The 18,074-nt window shown below is 39.1% G+C and carries 17 protein-coding genes; 6 read left to right on the top strand and 11 right to left on the bottom strand.

The features are described 5' to 3' along the window. Window positions 1-91: 91 nt before the first annotated feature. The 3 genes from J2Y60_RS22650 to J2Y60_RS22660 form a co-directional block, all read right to left on the bottom strand. Window positions 92-2,173, bottom strand: a complete 2,082-nt coding sequence (locus J2Y60_RS22650; protein ID WP_309924038.1) for a hypothetical protein — start codon at window positions 2,171-2,173, stop codon at window positions 92-94. Window positions 2,174-2,964: 791 nt separating this feature from the next. Continuing rightward, window positions 2,965-3,879 carry a hypothetical protein gene (locus J2Y60_RS22655; protein ID WP_309924035.1) on the bottom strand — a complete coding sequence of 305 codons (915 nt, stop codon included), beginning with the start codon at window positions 3,877-3,879 and terminating at the stop codon, window positions 2,965-2,967. Window positions 3,880-4,061: 182 nt separating this feature from the next. Beyond that, on the bottom strand, window positions 4,062-5,039 hold the full coding sequence (locus tag J2Y60_RS22660) for a hypothetical protein (protein WP_309924033.1): 978 nt from the start codon (window positions 5,037-5,039) through the stop codon (window positions 4,062-4,064). A gap of 731 nt (window positions 5,040-5,770) precedes the next feature. On the opposite strand from J2Y60_RS22660, the gene J2Y60_RS22665 reads away from it, so the two are divergent. The 3 genes from J2Y60_RS22665 to J2Y60_RS22675 all read left to right on the top strand — a co-directional run bounded on the left by J2Y60_RS22665 (window position 5,771) and on the right by J2Y60_RS22675 (window position 7,650). Further along, complete coding sequence (locus J2Y60_RS22665; protein ID WP_309924032.1) at window positions 5,771-6,397, top strand: hypothetical protein; 627 nt, start codon at window positions 5,771-5,773, stop codon at window positions 6,395-6,397. 208 nt (window positions 6,398-6,605) lie between these two features. Beyond that, window positions 6,606-7,199 (top strand): Panacea domain-containing protein, encoded by a 594-nt coding sequence (locus J2Y60_RS22670; RefSeq protein WP_309924030.1) that lies wholly within the window; start codon window positions 6,606-6,608, stop codon window positions 7,197-7,199. Between the two features lie 4 nt (window positions 7,200-7,203). Then, a complete protein-coding gene (locus J2Y60_RS22675) occupies window positions 7,204-7,650 on the top strand; it encodes a hypothetical protein (protein WP_309924028.1) in 447 nt (148 codons plus the stop codon). A 155-nt stretch (window positions 7,651-7,805) separates the two neighbouring features. On the opposite strand, the gene J2Y60_RS22680 is transcribed toward J2Y60_RS22675, so the two are convergent. Then, window positions 7,806-9,002: a hypothetical protein gene (locus J2Y60_RS22680; protein ID WP_309924026.1), complete on the bottom strand. Its 1,197-nt coding sequence runs from the start codon at window positions 9,000-9,002 to the stop codon at window positions 7,806-7,808. A gap of 20 nt (window positions 9,003-9,022) precedes the next feature. Next, window positions 9,023-9,394, bottom strand: a complete 372-nt coding sequence (locus J2Y60_RS22685; protein WP_309924024.1) for a hypothetical protein — start codon at window positions 9,392-9,394, stop codon at window positions 9,023-9,025. 286 nt (window positions 9,395-9,680) lie between these two features. On the opposite strand from J2Y60_RS22685, the gene J2Y60_RS22690 reads away from it, so the two are divergent. Continuing rightward, window positions 9,681-9,917 (top strand): hypothetical protein, encoded by a 237-nt coding sequence (locus J2Y60_RS22690; protein WP_309924022.1) that lies wholly within the window; start codon window positions 9,681-9,683, stop codon window positions 9,915-9,917. A 232-nt stretch (window positions 9,918-10,149) separates the two neighbouring features. On the opposite strand, the gene J2Y60_RS22695 is transcribed toward J2Y60_RS22690, so the two are convergent. Together J2Y60_RS22695 and J2Y60_RS22700 are read right to left on the bottom strand one after the other, a co-directional pair. Continuing rightward, window positions 10,150-11,793 carry a GH39 family glycosyl hydrolase gene (locus J2Y60_RS22695; RefSeq protein WP_309924112.1) on the bottom strand — a complete coding sequence of 548 codons (1,644 nt, stop codon included), beginning with the start codon at window positions 11,791-11,793 and terminating at the stop codon, window positions 10,150-10,152. Between the two features lie 422 nt (window positions 11,794-12,215). Beyond that, window positions 12,216-12,788, bottom strand: a complete 573-nt coding sequence (locus J2Y60_RS22700) for an XRE family transcriptional regulator (protein WP_309994758.1) — start codon at window positions 12,786-12,788, stop codon at window positions 12,216-12,218. Window positions 12,789-13,369: 581 nt separating this feature from the next. Here J2Y60_RS22700 and J2Y60_RS22705 point away from each other — a divergent pair. Both J2Y60_RS22705 and J2Y60_RS22710 read left to right on the top strand, forming a co-directional pair. Further along, window positions 13,370-13,669, top strand: coding sequence for a putative quinol monooxygenase (locus tag J2Y60_RS22705; protein ID WP_309924018.1), 300 nt, complete (start codon window positions 13,370-13,372; stop codon window positions 13,667-13,669). A gap of 543 nt (window positions 13,670-14,212) precedes the next feature. After that, window positions 14,213-14,365 (top strand): hypothetical protein, encoded by a 153-nt coding sequence (locus tag J2Y60_RS22710; protein WP_309924017.1) that lies wholly within the window; start codon window positions 14,213-14,215, stop codon window positions 14,363-14,365. A 173-nt stretch (window positions 14,366-14,538) separates the two neighbouring features. On the opposite strand, the gene J2Y60_RS22715 is transcribed toward J2Y60_RS22710, so the two are convergent. The 4 genes from J2Y60_RS22715 to J2Y60_RS22730 form a co-directional block, all read right to left on the bottom strand. After that, window positions 14,539-14,829: a hypothetical protein gene (locus J2Y60_RS22715; RefSeq protein WP_309924015.1), complete on the bottom strand. Its 291-nt coding sequence runs from the start codon at window positions 14,827-14,829 to the stop codon at window positions 14,539-14,541. A 314-nt stretch (window positions 14,830-15,143) separates the two neighbouring features. After that, window positions 15,144-15,758, bottom strand: a complete 615-nt coding sequence (locus J2Y60_RS22720; protein ID WP_309924013.1) for a hypothetical protein — start codon at window positions 15,756-15,758, stop codon at window positions 15,144-15,146. A gap of 598 nt (window positions 15,759-16,356) precedes the next feature. Continuing rightward, window positions 16,357-17,205: a hypothetical protein gene (locus J2Y60_RS22725; RefSeq protein WP_309924011.1), complete on the bottom strand. Its 849-nt coding sequence runs from the start codon at window positions 17,203-17,205 to the stop codon at window positions 16,357-16,359. Window positions 17,206-17,772: 567 nt separating this feature from the next. Further along, complete coding sequence (locus J2Y60_RS22730) at window positions 17,773-18,072, bottom strand: HU family DNA-binding protein (protein ID WP_309924007.1); 300 nt, start codon at window positions 18,070-18,072, stop codon at window positions 17,773-17,775. Window positions 18,073-18,074 lie beyond the last annotated feature (2 nt).

The raw sequence follows: 18,074 nt of genomic DNA on the forward strand, positions 1-18,074 counted from the left end.
TTCATTTGATACAATGAGCCATTAAGAGCGTTGTGTTAGTGATATTACTTAAAACCTCACCCCAACGGCCGTTAGGGGTGAGGTTGATAACCTACAGACTAGTAACCTTCACGATAATACTACCTTCATTATCCGCAAATCCTTGTCCATAAATGCCATTCAAATCATCATTGATACATAGTAATAATTCGCCCGAAAGGTTGGATGGAATGGTCGTACCCATGCCCACAAAAAACACGGTATCCCCTACTTTCCCGATTAAAGAGCCCTCGTTTTGCCCCGGCATGGTATAACCTGCTTTGGCTGGAATATTGCTTGGCGTACCATTCGCATTATACAACTGCCCATTATTGTCTTGAGGATTGGCCGTCCATAAGCCACTCACATAAGCAATTGATAACAAGCTCGACGGCTCTACTTGTACCCCAGTGTTTTGCCATTCAATCGCCGCTTGCACCGTGATAGGTAATACCGAAAGCAATGCGGGCATGGCTTGACTAAGCACCTGTCCTTGATTGATAACATACACTCCTGTTACTCCCGCAGAGGCATTTTCACTTACAGCGACTGTCAGGTATAAGGCAAAGTTCTCACTAGGCTTGCTATTCCCCGGAACGGCATAATAAATATTATTTTGCACCGCCGTCACCGTCGCCGTTACTCCCGAGTTGGTAAAGCTGACTGTCGGATAGGTTGATGGTTCTCCTTCGGTATAAGTAATCGTGCCACAGATAAGCACCATTTGTATCGAGCTTGCTCCAATAAAAACAGTCGGAGGAATAAATGTGCTATTACTCAATAGAGAAATAGGATTATCTACTGGGTTCGGAACACTGGTATTATATACTTGGTTAAAATAGCTTTCGTAAAATAATTGAATTGGTTGTGCAAACGTATCGGCTGGGTCTGTATCCGCTACGGGGTCATATCCTGCGGGTTTTGTACCTGCATAGGCACTCGCTACGATTTGCATTTTAAAGGTAGCCGCCACCTGCGAACCCCACTCGATAGGGCTTCCATTAATGGTAATATCACTTACGGTATAGTCCTTGTCGGCAGGCACTTCATACACGGCATGCAAGATAAAATTACCGGGCAATTTTGTTCCATCCTGACTATTGAGTGTTTCTGACCCTCTTACAATCGTCCAATAAGCAGATGGGTCGTCGCCGTTGGGAGCTTCATAATTATTGCCAGCAAAATCAGGCATCTGGATGTATAACCCCGGAGGGTCTGCTAAGGTTACTACATTGGCTGCTGTTACAAAACTGTTTACAGTACCGCCAATGTTGGGGTCGCTGTTTCTATGTTTTTGTCCATACTGGGCATCACAAAGGAGGGCATTATATTGGCTTGATGGCCACGAGGTAGTACCATCAGCGTTATTGCGCTGAACGGTTGCAGCCGTAGCAAGTCCTATTTCTGTTTGCAAAGTATTGGGCGTACTGGTAAGGTGGATGGCTCCGCCTTGTGTAGCACTTGAAACAGGACCACTATTCCAAATATTAAGGGGGTTATAAACAGGCCCTTGGGTGATGGGGTCAGTGATATTAGGCACGCTTAGGTCTGCTAAAGTGATTTGTGGTTTACCTAAAATGTTTTGATACAATGCCAAAACTTTATTAGGGTCTATCAGCCACAAGCTATTCCAATATTCAGGGTTTTCGCAGGTGAAGTCTATTCTAGTAATTTTTCCAGCCGCGTTTCTAGTAACTGCCCATTCGCAATACTCATCTTGCCAACCTCTGGGGCCATAAGGGAAATACGGAACGGAATTTCCAGTATCACCACATGGATTATCCGAAATCGGCGCAGGCATCACGCCCGTATCTGCCATTTGATTCAAGCTAGCTTGCGTAGCCGTTGGGTAATTATAGGCTAATCTGCCCGGAAATGCACTCCATAGCACATTCGCGGTAGCACTGCTTGGGTTATTCTGAACAGGGTTATAATAGTTGGTCGTAGGTGGCGTATTGATTGTATTCCAAGGGTTGCTCAACATTCCTTGCTGGGTAAAACCATCAAGGTTGGCACTCCACAACTGATTCATCGCTTCCTGTTTCGCTGGATTATCTGTAAAATCTTGAATGGCAGCAGGCGTTCTAAATTGAAACCCACTCGTGGTTTGATTGATCTCAGCAACGTCTTCTTGTGTTTGTAGGGTATTTTCCATAGTTAAAAAAGTTTAAGGTTTTTTTCCGTACTCGTTTGGCTTTTCCGTAACGCCCCGTTTATTAAAGTGGCTTCTGGACTCCACAGGTTTACAAGTGAGTGGTATCATAACAGCTAGATGATGACACCATCTATTTGTTTATGAGTGCTGAATTTCCCTTGTAATATTACTTATACAAATGTATCATAGTTGGGCTCAATAAAACAGGGTATAAATATCTGTTTTATGTTGGCAAAAAGCAGGTATTTATATCTGGTTTTACTATTTTAATGCCTAAAAACGGTATTAAATGATGAAATTTTGAGGGATGGCTGTCGGATTTTGGTCTTCGGATTTCGGTCTTCGGTCTTCAGCTTTCGGTCTTCGGATTTTGGTCTTCGGATTTTGACCCCCGCTTGGCGTAGTCTTAGACTATGTCAGTGTGTACTGCAATGTTACATTGCAAAAATGCAACGCATTATTCCGCAGTCACTCACTTGGTAACGAGCGACTGCGGTGGACACAGTTGGGACGTATAAAAGGACGTATGCAATACGTCCCTACTGTGTGAATTAAGCATTTCGCCTTTGTTTTAGGCTGGAAGCCTTCTAATAGTCGTCACTCGTTGGAAGCGGGCGACTGCGGAGGGGCAGGTAGGGACATATTGCATACGTCCTTCGCAGTATAAAACAATGGGAATAAAAGGACGTATACAATACGTCCCTACTGTGTGAATTAAGCATTTCGCCTTTGTTTTTAGGCTTGAAGCCTTTTAATAGTCGTCACTCGTTGGAAGCGAGCGACTGCGGGACTCAATTCATCAGCCCACTTACACTTGCTACTTGCATCCCCAACATAAAGATTTCGTTTTGGTCAGTACTTATCGTAATCTTTACGCTTTCGTCATCACAGCGTTCTACGGTTTGGGTGAGGTATTCAGAATTTAAGTAAAAAGGCCAGACCGTGAGGTCAGGGTTATTTTGCAAGGCTTTTACTACGTTTTCATCATATTTCCCAAACACCTGTAGCTCAATAGTGATACCCATCGCTACTAACAAGCCACTATTAATATATTTTAGGATACCATTTTTTCCAAACAGCGCGTCCCATGTAACTTTGTCGCCCCCCGCAACCCATGCACTTTTATTGTGATAAGCGTAGTTAAAAGCACCACTTGTGAACCACCCCGCAGGTTTAAGGGGTATGTTGGCAGTATTATCAAAATGTAAGCGGAGGATAAACCGCTGACCATTAGCAACCCTGTTAAAGTTGAGGAAGGTTTGGTTTACCACGATACTAGGATAGGAAGGAAAAAATAAAACATCTGGTAAAGGGTAGTTATCAGAGTCGATGGTGATGTCAACCGACGAACCTGTGGCTATCGAATTCTTAACATCGCTACAGCTAGGCGTATAAATAGGTACTTCCGTAGCCGAGGGGCCTTCTATCCAATATTGCTTTTTCTTGTAATTGGTAATGGCCAAATTGTTCATCATTGATGGCTTTTGAGCTTCCAGCAAGTTCCAGTATGTCTCGCTAAAATTTGGAACATTATTCGTTTTAAAAATTAAGCCACTACCAGGAACAATATCAAGTAATGCAAACAAATCGGCATCATTATCAGGCAGGACAGACACCACTGGAAACAGCCTTAGGTTGGCAATATCCAGCGAAAGCCCCGAGGCAATGCCATCAAATATCAAATTTTCATATTCATTTTTCATCATCTGCTTAGATTAATTGTGAAATACAGCAATGCTACGCTCCCATTTGGTTGATAAAGCAAAGAGGCAAGTTTAACGACTATTACACCCTTTGTTCAACTTGCCTGCATCAGCCGCCACTGATGCAGGAAGTTTTGGTTATTGATGTAAGTGTGTCTTTAAACTGGCCTCGGTTTCCTACAACCTTAGATTAATCTTGAGTGGCTAACACCACCCATCGCAAAGCTGGTAGGAATAACACCCATACCGAAAATTTGTAGGCTACCCGGATTACAACCGATAGTAGTAGTAATGGTTTGGTCGGCATTATACGAATGACTTTGTGTGGCAATTGAATTAGATGACGACGTATAGAACGGCCATACGTTGGTCTGACTACTTTTTTGAATCTGTTGGAAATCGTATTCAGAATAAGAAGCATACGATGTTGTAGTGATGGTATAGCCATTTACTAACAATACCTGATTCGAAACATTTTGGCATGACCCACTAGGGCCGAATACTTGATCCCAAGCATCCTGTCCACCAGTCCATTTGCTTGGATTTTTGTATTGATCAGTAAAGAAACCTTGTGTAAACCAACCACCTGCACGTACTTGCAAATAGGCATATTTATTAAGGGTAATGGTCACAGTAATTCTCGAAGACGATGCTTTCTCGTTTAATTCTGTAGAAACAGAACTCGACGATGTTCCCCAGAAACCTACACCTGCTGAGCTAGTACTTTTAGCCCACGACGAGCTAATATCGCTATTAGCGGTGGCAGAATCAAAATAAATAGTTGCCGACGACCCCGCATTTACCTGATTATACAAATCAGCAAAGGCTGGTGCATAGATAGGGTCGGTGCCAATATTGCCATCCACCCAATATTTAGGGTTGAAATAATTATTTTCAGCAAGCTTACTCAAAAAGCTAGGTTTGGCATCACTGATGACAATCTGCATATTACCATTTAACCCATTAATAGGGTTGTTGGTGTACAACGTTGCGACAGATTCAGGCGGAATGCCATCCACAAAATTATAGACGCCTTCAGGAGTGGTTTGCACTGGCAAAACACCTTGAATCATTTGAAATTGTTGATTGCTTATGTGCAATGCATCACAGAGGGCATTGTAAAGACCTGCTGTTGAATTCGGAAGAGATGGTTGTTGGCTCATGAGATTGTGTTGTTTTTGATAGTTATTTTTCTAGTCATAAGGTTTGTCTAGGTACCTCGTTTGATAAAGGGGTTGCTGAACTCCCCTTGTAATATTACCATACAAACTTACTATCATTATATTCACCAAAACAGCATATAAATACCTGATTTATGAAGGAACGAATAGGTATAAATATCTATTTTTTGTATTTTAATGAATAAAAAACGTATTAAGTGCTGAAATACCAAGCATATAGTATAGGAATGGGGACGGTCGGTAGCATAAAACAATGGGAATAAAAGGACGTATGCAATACGTCCCTACCGAGTGAATTACAGTCATCTCCACCAATAAAACAGAAGGTACAAAAACAAGAATTTGTTTTAGGCTGGAAGCCTTAGTATAGTCGTCACTGGTTAGAAACGAGCGACTGCGGGGGGAATTGTAGGGACGTATTGCATACGTCCTTCGCAGCATAAACAAATGGGAATAAAAGGACGTATGCAATACGTCTCTACCGAGTGAATTACTGTCATCTCCACCAATAAAACAGAAGATACAAAACAAGAATTTGTTTTAGGCTGGAAGCCTTAGGATATACGTCACTGGTTGAAACGAGCAACTGCGGGAAACTACGATTCGATGGGGAATTTTTACTAAAATGTTATTAACTTCAAAACAATAACTACGTTTGGTACTGATTATTCAACATTAGCATTAATCGTTGATGAAATACACAACATAATAGCATGAAATTTAAAACGAACCCTGAGATTTTTCAAAGAATTAATAATATTAATTCTGAATTTTACAAAGACATTTCTATTTCAGAAGAACTACTCCTTTTTGAAGGTTTTAGAAGAATGTATGAAGTAAATGTTAAAATCAATAATATGCTTCAGGAGGAAATTTATACGCTGGCTACAATTAACAGATTAATACCTGATGATATAAAAGAAAAAATAAGTGACATCATCTTTGAGAATGATAGAGCTAGAAGTAGTGAAGGTAAAAGCATTATGGCTGGCACTGGTGTTTTTGGTCATTCAATGGCACACATGTATCTAACTTGGGAGATGTTTAGTGAAAATGATTTTGTAAAGGAATTGCATCCAATGAATCCATACCATTTTTTTGTAAGAATGTTTGAACGAGGCATACGAATAGATAAAGAGCATAAATTTTATAACTTACTGGTAACTTTTTTTTCCTCATATAGTTTAGCCAAATTGCAATCGAAAGAAATTTACCAAGAAACACCTTATTTAGTATCAACAGATGACGAATATTTAGATAAAATAAATGCCGTTTATGCTGAGTATAAGGTATTACCGACTTGGCTTGAAAAAGATAACAAAAGAGGATACGTTATTTAAATTATTGATTATCAATTTATTGCAAAATACACAATCAAAGGCGTTTTTGTTTTTTTAGGCTGGAAGCCTTAGAATAGGCGTCACTCGTTAGAAACGAGCGACTGCGGGGAGTGACACAGCAATTTTTATAAAAGAAAAGCGTTGTTTATATTGTGTTATTTATAATTAGCCGTAATTTTGTATAATGATTTACCCAACAGATAAGACTATGAACCTTTTTTTTACATATACAAAAGAGGAAATAGATAAAATCGGGAATACTATTATATACCTTTCTGAGAAAATCCCTCTCCTTTCAAAAACTAAAGCACTCAAACTCATTTACTTGATTGAAGAAACATCAGTTAAAAAATTTGGACTTCCGATTTTGAACTTAAAGTTTTTTGTTTGGATGTATGGGCCAGTTACAAAGGATATTTTCATTGATTTGTCATCCAATCCTATTCTTTTAAACGAGTATATTAAAAGGGAAGAGAGAGACGGGAATAGCTATATTTCCCCGAATAAAGCGTTCTCTGATGATGAGTTTTCTGACAACGAAATGGCTGTGATAGATTTAGTGATAGACACTTTCAAAAACTACACTGCCGAACAATTAGTGAAACTCACCCATAGAGAGCACTCGCTGTGGTATAAAACTGCCAAAGAAAATAATGTATTAGATTTGCTTGAGAATAAGCAACTTAATAATACTGAGATTGAGATTGATTTTTCAAGATTGTTGGAAGGGGATGACTACAAAAAAGAAATATACCTGCAACATCGGGAGTTTTTAAATGTTTCTCGTTCATTAAAACTATAAACTGGTGTTTACTGAAGGCAATATTTTACTTTATACCCCTTTTTATTTTAGAAATGGGGCTCCTGCAAAAACTAAATACTTTATTGTTATAAAGGTCATTAATGACACAGCCGTACTAGCAAGCCTGCCTAGTAGCCAAGACTATGTTCCTGCTTATATTGACTTAACCAATACTGATTGTTGTATTGAAATAATAGAGGCTAACTTTAATTGCTATTTTTTTCCTGCAGGAAACCCTATAGCTACCAACGGTTGGGCTTTCTCTAAACATACATTTGTATATGGAAATCAACTTGATGATTTTGAAACAACGACTCTTCTTGACATTTATCCTATTGAAAACATAGATTATAAAATTATTGGGCAACTCAAGGATGATATTTTAGCTCAGATAATAACTTGCTTTAAAAATTCTAGTACAGTGAAACGTAAGTATAAGAGACTTCTTTAGGCTATTAGCATTTGATATTTTCGCTACCTTTAATTGAATTATCGTGATTTATACTCATGGCATGGCTGCCAATTGGGGAAGCCATGCCATGAGTAATTTGTTTTAGGCTGGAAGGCATGGGATGGTCGTCACTCGTTTAAAACGAGCGACTGTGCTTAATTCATCTTAAAATTTTCTGGTAAAGTAAACCTTAGATTTAAACTTGAATAAAACCCTGATTTGCTATTTGCACTACCAAGGTCGTGCCAATTGATACCTGCATTTACTACTAGCCATATTCCATCTCTTATATTAAACTCTCCGCCCGTATTCAAAAAGGCATCTCTTTTATCATTTAAACTAATGAATTTGTACTGCCCTTCAATAAACCCTTTAACACGGTTTGAGCCAAAATATAAACGAGAAGATGCTGAAAAGGTATTGTATTCATAATTCACCGTTTTATCCGTCTGTTTATTTAAACTATCAGCATACATATATGAATAGTTTATACCCACTAACAATTGCCCCCATTTTTTAACTGGTACAGCCCAAGTACCCCAAGCAGCGTGCTTTTTTGTTTGTATATTTTTAATTAAACTATCTGGCGAAGCACCTAAATAGGCATAGGCAAATTCCAGTTTTTCTTTATTCCAGTTATTTTTCTTATAATCTTCTTTAAATTTTGGAATATCTTTAATGTAGGTGGATAATAACTTCTCATCTTCAAGCTTTTTCTTTTTAGCTTTATCAATGTATTGCTCCATTTCCTTGTTTAAAGCTTCATCCATGGCAACCTCTTGAATGGTTTTATTCTTGTCTTTTAAAAATTGTTCTTTCGCTTTATTTTCAATGTCAACTTCTAAGGCAAGACTATTCTTAAGTAAATCTATATAAACCTCATCATTTTTTAAATCACCTTTATCAATGATGGTAATTCTAGCTCCAATGGCTAAGTTTGAATACTTTTGGTTGTTTACAGTACTTGTATTTGTTCCTAATGACAATCGAAGGTTATACCAAAATTGATTCTGTTGATAATCATGAAGAGTAAGAGAGTTATTTTTAGCCAATAAAAATGGTGATAACTCAAGTGCAAACGATTTAGGAACAATAATAGACGAGCCATTATAAAATTCTGATGTCAAAATAGATAAGGCTTTTACATCGGTAGGTCGTAATATATCACTTGGAGAATTTCCCAAGACATTAAATGCGGGCAAATCAGGGACAGCAAAATTTACTTTTATAAATTTCTGAAATATAGAATCCGCTTCAGCCTTTTTAACTTTTCTCAAAGAATCCTCTTTAGTTTGAGAAATGCTAATAGTTGGCAAAGCAAGCATCATCAAAAGTAATAGCTTATTTTTCATCACATTATTTGGTTTAGCTTTCAAATAAGTATTATATATATCTGTGACAATTGACTATTACCCGTTATTGCTCCTTTATCAACAGCCTCATCAATCATTTTTCCATTTTGAAAAACAGCTACACTGATGGTGTATTCTTTAGATATATCTGTATCCAACCCTACAAATCTTGTTCTTACATCTATTATTCTACCAACATTCTTTGCTACTGGCAAAGGCAGTGAATAAGTATCATCAAATGGATTTTGGTTATTCCCATCTTTCTTTTCTAGTATTTGGTTACTCTGGGCTTCCCAAAGCACGTACTGATACGAGGCTATAATCAAACCTTCAAAGGTTATTTTAACAGCGACCATTTGTCCTGCAGGGTCAATTTTAACTTTCTTTACCATCGTCTTATAGTTTAGATTTTATATTCTAAAAAGTATGTCTCAAAAGTATTAAAACTCATAATTGAACCTTAAAAATTATTAAGCTTTCCATTAAAAAACTTATTATACGGCAGGACTGTAACCCCAACAAACGGTAGGGACGTATTGCATACGTCCTTTATCGTAATATAAACCAATACAGCATTAGGACGTATGCAATACGTCCCTACCAAGTGAATTCCTGCTATCTCCACCAATAATTCAAAAACTCTTCCTTAATTTTGTTTTCGATACTAATATTTAACTGATGGAAGACAAAGATTTTGTACCCGCCATGCTTACTGCACAATGGAAGACCCTCCAACGGGGCCGTAATGCAAAATTCAGGTCGGGGCGGTTCCGCGATTCGATGATGAAGCATTTATCCCTGCAAGCATCTCAGGTGAATACTTTCTATGCCATCATCAATGGTAAGAAGACTGTAGAAACGGGATATATTAAATATGCGATGGATTTAATGAAGAACTGTTTGTTGATAAAATAGGTGGTTGGTTTGCTATCTAATCCGTGTTCGTAGATTCTCCTACGAACTGATAACGATAACTTTTGTAGCACGAGTTTTCAACTCGTGAAATCATGCACGAGTTGGAAACTCGTGCTACAACGCCTCTGGTCGTACATTATCCTACGAACTAATAACGATAACCTTTGTAGCACGAGTTTTCAACTCGTGAAATCATGCACGAGTTGGAAACTCGTGCTACAAGCATTTATTCTTACCACCGAAAGCTCAAAAATGATACGCCCTGTCTAGGCAATTTCATTTTGATGAGGGCTTGTCCGTTTTTAGTATTAATCCATTCTGGCGAGGTTAGCAATTGCAATTGCCCTGCTTTTTCTAATACCTTGATTTGCTCGGCTGTAGGCTGTTTTGGCGACCCCATGCTTTTCCAAACTTCATATGCATTGCTGTTTTCTTTGTCAATACGATAGTGAAATAGCTGTACCTTTAGGGCTGGCAAACCTTTTACCGTCACCTCCACCCTAGCATCTGCCACTGGAACATTGTCGTCATGATAATTCCAGACCATCACGCCTGCCGAATTGGTACTTTTTGAAGCCAACGCATTGATATCGGCCTCACCACGCACACTTTCGTCACGTACTTTTTTGAAATCATAAGCCAAATTTTGCGTAACCTCTACCCTATTGCCTTCCATCATGCCAAACATACGGAACACATTCAGCACAGGTTTATCCACGCCGTTGGTCGCTAAATCACGGAAACCACGGAACCATGCTTGGTCTTCAAACTCGAATGCCCATGTTACAGCCCCCAAAAGGTTTACGCCTCTGGCCTCCGCCAATTCGTATTTTCTGGCAAATGATGCCGCCGTATAGCTTGAATACATCGTACTGTTACGGTAGGCATTTTGCGGGTTTAGGTCTTCAGAACAAGCCGCACAGCCCTCTGGGTCAGACTCGCCAATGATGATTGGGAGTTTTTTCAAGCTTGGATACGATGCCACAATCTCAAAGCCTTTGTCAAGGTCTCGCAATTGAGTACCCATGTTCATTTGTACATGACCGTCCACTACTTTCGGTCCGCCTTTGGCATGATAAGTTATGAAATCCAAGGGCGAACCCGTTTTGCCTGTTACGTAGTTTTTACCTTTGGTTACGTGGTCGAGGAAGGTTTTTAAGAAGGTCGCCGACTTGTCCCACCCTGGCCCCGTTACTTCTGGCCCACCGATTTTGGCAGATGGCAAAGCACGTTTTACAGCATCAGCCGAATAGTCGTACAGCTTGATATATTCTTCGGTTGTGCCTTTCCAGTAGCCAATGTTGGGTTCGTTCCAAAGCTCCCAATACCAGCTTTCTACCTCTTTCTGACCATATTTTGCTACCGAATGTTTTACCCATTGATACACCAATTCAGCCCATTTGTTATAGTCTTTTGGCGGATATGCCCAGCCCGTATAGATGTCGTTGTAGTTATCTCCCGGCTTCCAGTGGTGACGATAAGGCGTTGGGTGGCTCGACAATGCCTCTGGCATAAAGCCTATCTGGGCGATGGGTCTCATGCCACGTTCGATGAAAGTATCAAAGATTTTATCGACAATCGTCCAGTCGTAAATAGGATTTCCGTTCGCATCTTCTGTGTAAGCATTGGTAGAACCCCACTTCAACGCCGCCGTGCCGTCGCCTGTTACGAGCAAGCTGTGTACCCTGACATAGACTGGTATTTTACTAAGTTGCGAGATTTCAGTCAGCAATTTCTTGCCGTCTTTCATATAAGTATAGTTGGGTTCGTCATAGCCAAACCAAGCCCAAATGGGTTTCATGGGCGCTTTGGTCTTGGCTAAATCCACCTGAATAGCCACAGGGGACTGTTCCTGAGCCAAGGCTGGGACAGACATTCCCACAGATTGGGCTACCAACAATAGCAATAATGATGTTTTTCTTAAGAGCATAGTTATTGATTTAAAAATGTTAATATTTTAATGATATGGTTTATTGTTAATATGCTGAAAAACGATTTACCTGTCCCTATATCCCTAGCGAGGGACTTAAGTCCCTCGCTAGGGATAAGAGATGTTGGTAATTATACACACATCCCCACAGATTGGGCTGCCAACAATAGCAATAATGATGTTTTTCTTAAGAGCATAGTTATTGATTTAAAAATGTTAATATTTTAATGATATGGTTTATGTATTTATTACGCCGAAAAACGATTTACCTGTCCCTATATCCCTAGCGAGGGACTTAAGTCCCTCGCTAGGGATAAGAGATGTTAGTAATTATCTTCTTAAAAATGTCAATAAACTAACGCAACTATCTATACGAATATATCCAAATAATGTACCTCCTCTGAAATAGGCATAATGCCATGTTTTTGCAGACAGTTGAAATATAGGCTATCCCCTGTTTTGAGGTGATAGTCGATTTCGCCTACCGTCATCTTCATTTCGCCACTGATGATATAAATAAACTCCTCGCCTTCGTGGTGCAATAGGTGCGGTTTTACCTCGCCTTTTCTAGCCACAAACAGCATCGGTTGCATTTTCTTTTGGTGATATTCCTGTCCGAAGGGATAAAAGAAATAGCCCTTGTCGGTTTGTCTGAGGTTGTCCTCCGCCTTTTGTTTGGTCGTGAGGATGGCATTCAAAAACGCCTCTGTTTCTAGCAGACTAGAAATATTAGTCCCCAACGTATTGGCAATTTTGATGAGTGCCGCCACAGAAGGAATCGTTTTATTGTTCTCGATTTTCGAGATCATACTTTTCGACAATTCGCTTCCATCCGCTACCTCCTGCAAGGTTCTTTTTTGGTTAGTTCTTAATATCCGAATGCGGTCTCCGATATTAATATTTTGGGGTTCATCTGTCGCCATATATTCAATATTGAACACTTTGTTTTATGCTGTTTACCATTATTCAACAAAGTTGAATACAAATGTAAGCGTTATAATTGATTTTGCAAGTTGTTTGTAGAATATTTGTGAACCAGTTTTGAGTTAGTGAATGAGTGAGTTGTGAGTTAGTGAATTGTGTTTGAGTGAGTTGTGAATGAGTGATTGAGTGGGTTGTGAGTTAGTGGATAATAGTGGATAATATTTCCTTGTTGACTGCTACACGCAGTCGCTCGTTTCTAACGAGTGACGACTATTACAAGGCTTCCAGCCGAAAAACAAACCTAGGGTTATGAACAAAAAGTATCGCAAAACTACTTATTTTTTTTAAGGTAGTTTTATGTTATTTACTGAATGAGCTTTGTATATTTAGCATTTATTGTATTGCGCGTTTACCTACAAAGGCGAAAATATCCCTACAAGTCATCGAAAAACTAAGACTTTATCACAACAAAAACTCTTTAACAAAATCATCATAAAGCACTATGAAAATCATAAAAACTTGCTTCGCTATTAGCATATTGATTGTCCTATTTTCGTCAACAAGGGCATGGGCACAACATAAAAATCTTATGGTACGTATGGCAAAAATTGAAGTAGATTCTGCTCAATTAGAAAACTATAAGGCTATTCTAAAGACCGAAATCGAAACGTCTGTACGGGTGGAATCGGGAGTTTTGAGTTTGAATGCCGTAGCCGATAAAAACAATCCTACGCATATTACTATTTTAGAGGTTTATGCCAACGTGGAGGCATACAAGGCACATATCGAAACTCCACATTTTAAAATATACAAGACTTCAACAAAAGAGATGGTGAAGTCACTACAGCTTATCGAACTCGACCCTATTATGTTGGCTAATAAGCTTAAGAATCCGTAGCATTCCTAGCGAGGGACTTAAGTCCTACCAATTAGCCACATATCCATAAGTACTTGATAATCCATTTTTTATCCCTAGCGAGGGACTTAAGTCCCTCGCTAGGGATAAAAAATGGCTATGACAAAAGGACGATTTAAACCCATTTTATCAATAATCACACTTTCATGCTCATTATTAGCAATACCGACAAGAAACACCTCCTTTATCATCCAACTACTCCACACCACTATTCCATATCTTGAGTGACAAAGCAATATACTTTTGAACGTATTCCTCTAAAATATCCGTCTTGTGCGTATATTCTCTATTATTCCCTTTTAGGTATATGCTTTTAGGCAATATTTTGTATCAAAATACCCAATATTAGCAGGTATAAATACCTGATTTTGTTATACTTACCCGCAATTCTCTTGCATATAAGTTGCTTTTATGACAATCATCATTTATCTTTGGTTAGCTTTATCTATCTATGATAGATTCTTTGTTCTTTTAAATTGCTTGACTATACGTTTTTATGATTATTTCAAACAAACAAATAAGGCTATGCAACGAACAGCTCAACAATTCGAACTTATAATACCCCAATATCAATTCATTTTTGGGGAGAATTTAGCACATAATTCCCTACTGTTAGAAGCCATCAAGCAAGAAATGCCTAACAATGCCAAGGCACATTTTTTTGTCGTTAAAAGATAGTACTAACACACCATCATGCTATTTCTTAGCAACCAATTAGCGTAATCTTTAGGCGGTGAATTAATTCACTGCCAAAGGATTACGCAAACCTGGCGCTTGGGCACTATCAATAGTGTATTCCTTCGAGATTCTCCGCTCACCCGCTGACTCTCAGAATAAGCAAGAATCACCACTTATTTCAAATTCAACATCCGATTATACAATCGCCAATCATGGTGGCCCTTTCGTTGGTGATAGTTTGCTATCCATCTTTCAAATACCTTGCTGGCGGTATCCTTTATTTTCTGGTTAAGTGCCAAGGTTTCAGTCGCTAGCTTTTCCTTACTTTTCTTGGGGTCTATCAACACGATACGACACTGCTCTATGACATATGCCTTGAATTTCTCGTGTTGAATCATACCGTTTTCCATAAAACGTACATAGTGGTGTTCGCAAATACAGTTAATTTCATAAGGTGTTTTCATCGTGTTTGAGGGGGTTATGGTGGTGTTATAAATGATGTGGTTATGTAATATTTATTGATAGCTGATGGGTATATTTATTGTTGAAGGGGTGTAAAGGGGCTGTCCAAAAAGTTTTTACGACCAAATATTATTCTGCGAAAGACCGAGCGTCGGTCGCCTCATCCCCAACCCCTTCTCCTTCAGAGAAGGGGCTTTTTGAGCTCAAAAGCTCCCCTCTCTGAAGGAGAGGGGTTGGGGGTGAGGTTTAAAACCAAAGAATATTTGGCAATGGTTTCCTTTGGACAGCCTCTATTTGAGTGAACATAAACTTAAAGTCAAGCCATCAATATCCCTTTTGCTACTTCCGCTATAAACCGATTATAGGCTATGTTTTTAGCCATCAGCACCAGTTCCTGATGAGTAGCGTTTGTATATTTCCTTTGTAGTTTTTGAAACAACTCTTTCTTCTCATTCGCTTCCATTTTCCAGATACCAAACCGCTCAAGGTCGTCGTAGAGGCTGGAGGCTACCTGTACTTCAAAGTCGGGATGTGTGCGTTTGATGTCGGCATATTGTTGGGCTACCTGCCTACACAGTTCCTTTTCTTCGGCTTCCGTAGGGGGTATTTTCACGTTTTCTTTGGCTTGCTCAAGGGCAGTATATTGTTTCATGACGGGCTGTTTTTTATCAGCTATCCATCTACGAAGCCACTGCACAAAGTTGGAGGAGGAAAAGAATACCTTGCCATCAGTCGAAAACTCACCATTGAGTCCCGCCTTTAATGCCAAATGAATTTCAGTTGGTGTAAGTCCCTGATACTCTCGTAAATCATTTATGATCAATCTAATTTCAGCCTTCAATTCATCTCCTTGCGACTGGCTATATCCTAGTCTCATTTTGGCGGTAAAAATAACTTCGCCTGCTAACTTAGTAACCTCCGCGTTGGTCATCTGCCCAATGCGTGTGCCGTGGGTTGCTTTCACAATTTCGTGCTGGCGTTCAGTTAGCTTTTCAAGGGCCACCGTAGGCACACCAGCTTGCAGTATTTTTTGGCTTAGTTGAATGGTATTCATCGCTTGATTTAATAATATTTTCTTTAAAAAGAACCTTTGCCAACCTCAATCCAGAAGGGATGGTATATTTATAGAAAAAACAAATAACACCATTCTAAGCTGTGCGACTCCTACGGGGTCGAATTAGTGCGTGTTGGCATCTTTGATGCTATAAATATTTCATCCCTTCGGGATTATTATCGTGCTTTGGCTTAATATAACTTATTGACAGAGAGTGCTTTCCTATTAGCAGGTGACTTAAGTCCTATCGATTACCCACATCTTTTAAAACGTTGAAATGGAAATGTAATTATTGATCAAATTAGCTTAAATGTACATAAATAGTCTTTAAAACCAAGCGTTGAAGCCCTTATCTCTAGCGAGGGACTTAAGTCCCTCGCTAGAGATAAGTATCTGATTATTAATAATTTACAAACTTGTGGGTAATCAGTAGGACTTAAGTCACCCGCTAATAGGAAGAATTATACCTTCCACCCTACCCCGACTCCTCGCTAAGCTCAAAAATCGCCTGATTGATTGCATCATAATTATGTTGAATTTTCCCTTTTTGGGGCATCGGCCCATGCCTACCTCGGTTTTGACATTGAATCCTAATCCAATTCAAAAAATGCCGTTTATGGTCCGACTCGCTTGAAATTCTTTTATCAGTGGCACGGGTTTCGATAAAAAAGTTTTCCAACAATTGGTAATAATCTCCCTCATTGATATTATTTTTCCTTTTCGCCGACTCTTTCAGCAAGGCAGCATTGCGCATATTGGCCTCAATCTCCTCCAAGGTCGTCTGCGGTGCCGTCGCCACCCCCTCTTTAATTTCTTTTTGTTCTTCTTTTACAAAATCAGGTACTTCATTTTCAACAACATCATCATTTGTTGTTGTTATTGTTGTTGTTGTTTTTACTGTTTCTAAGTTTTCTAAGTTTTTATTAGTTTTATTATACTCGCTTTGCTCCTGCAGTGCTGTGGTAGTTGCTTCTGTCGTGCTGTGGTAGGTGCTTCTGCTGTGCTGTGGTAAGTGCTCCTGCAGTGCTGTGGCATTTTTTACCAAAGCAATTATGTTGGCAGTATACTGGTTTGTAGATTTCCGACACATGTTTATAAAGCCAAAACCAATCAATTCTTCTAGCGTTTTTGTGTACGTTTTATAAGAGGTCATTCCTAAATAGTGCATGGCTTCGTCGCTAGGCAAGGCATAACAATCGGCCCAACCTAGACGATTGCATTTTTCAACACACCAGAAATATAAAGCATGATGATGAGGTTTGACAATTTCAATATTGTTTCCGCACCACTCATACCATTTTTTTGTTAATTCATAACCACTCATTTGTCAACGTTGTTTTATATACGTTTGAAGAAATATTTAATAATGTACTACCCTGATTCGCTGTCAACAAAGCTAACCGTTAGAAAATATGTTTTGGTGGGGTTAAATCCTAGTGATTACCAATAAGTTGATAATTTATTAATAATCAGATACTTATCTCTAGCGAGGGACTTAAGTCCCTCGCTAGAGATAAGGGCTTCAACGCTCGGTTTGAAAGACGATTTAAGCCCAATTCAACCAATTTTATTAATAAACACATCCTCATTTTATTTTTTTAAAGATGTGGGTAATCAGTAGGTTTAAAACCCACTGATTACCCCATTTTTATAAGTATTTGATAATCTTACCCTATCGAGAAACTTAAGTCCTACTGATTACCAATAAGTTTATAAATTATTAATAATCAAATACTTATCTCTAGCGAGGGGCTTAAGTCCCTCGCTAGAGATGAGGGCTTCAACGCTTGGTTTTAAAGACGATTTAAGCCCAATTCAACCCATTTTATCAATAACCTCATCCTCATTTAAAATTAGCTACTCGCTCATCTGTTTTTCGGCTTGAAGCCTTTTAATAGTCGTCACTCGCTTGAAGCGAGCGACTGCCTTCTACCTTAAACTCCTTGGAAGGCACAAATTTCACAATCGTCCGTTCGGGTAGTTCGACTATTTCCTTCGACTGTATCTTCCTCAATACCTTCGCCTTACGTGTCACCGACTTGAATGTTCCGAATCTTCTGATGGTTATCTGGTTGCCCGACGATACTTGTTGCATTACCTCGCTTTTGAATGCCTCGATAATCTCTGAGACTAGCCCTTCAGCGTGATGTGTTTTTACAGCAATTGCTTCGATTAATGCTTGTTTGGTCATAG

Source organism: Arcicella sp. BE140, assembly GCF_031456255.1.
Classification (GTDB): domain Bacteria; phylum Bacteroidota; class Bacteroidia; order Cytophagales; family Spirosomataceae; genus Arcicella; species Arcicella aquatica.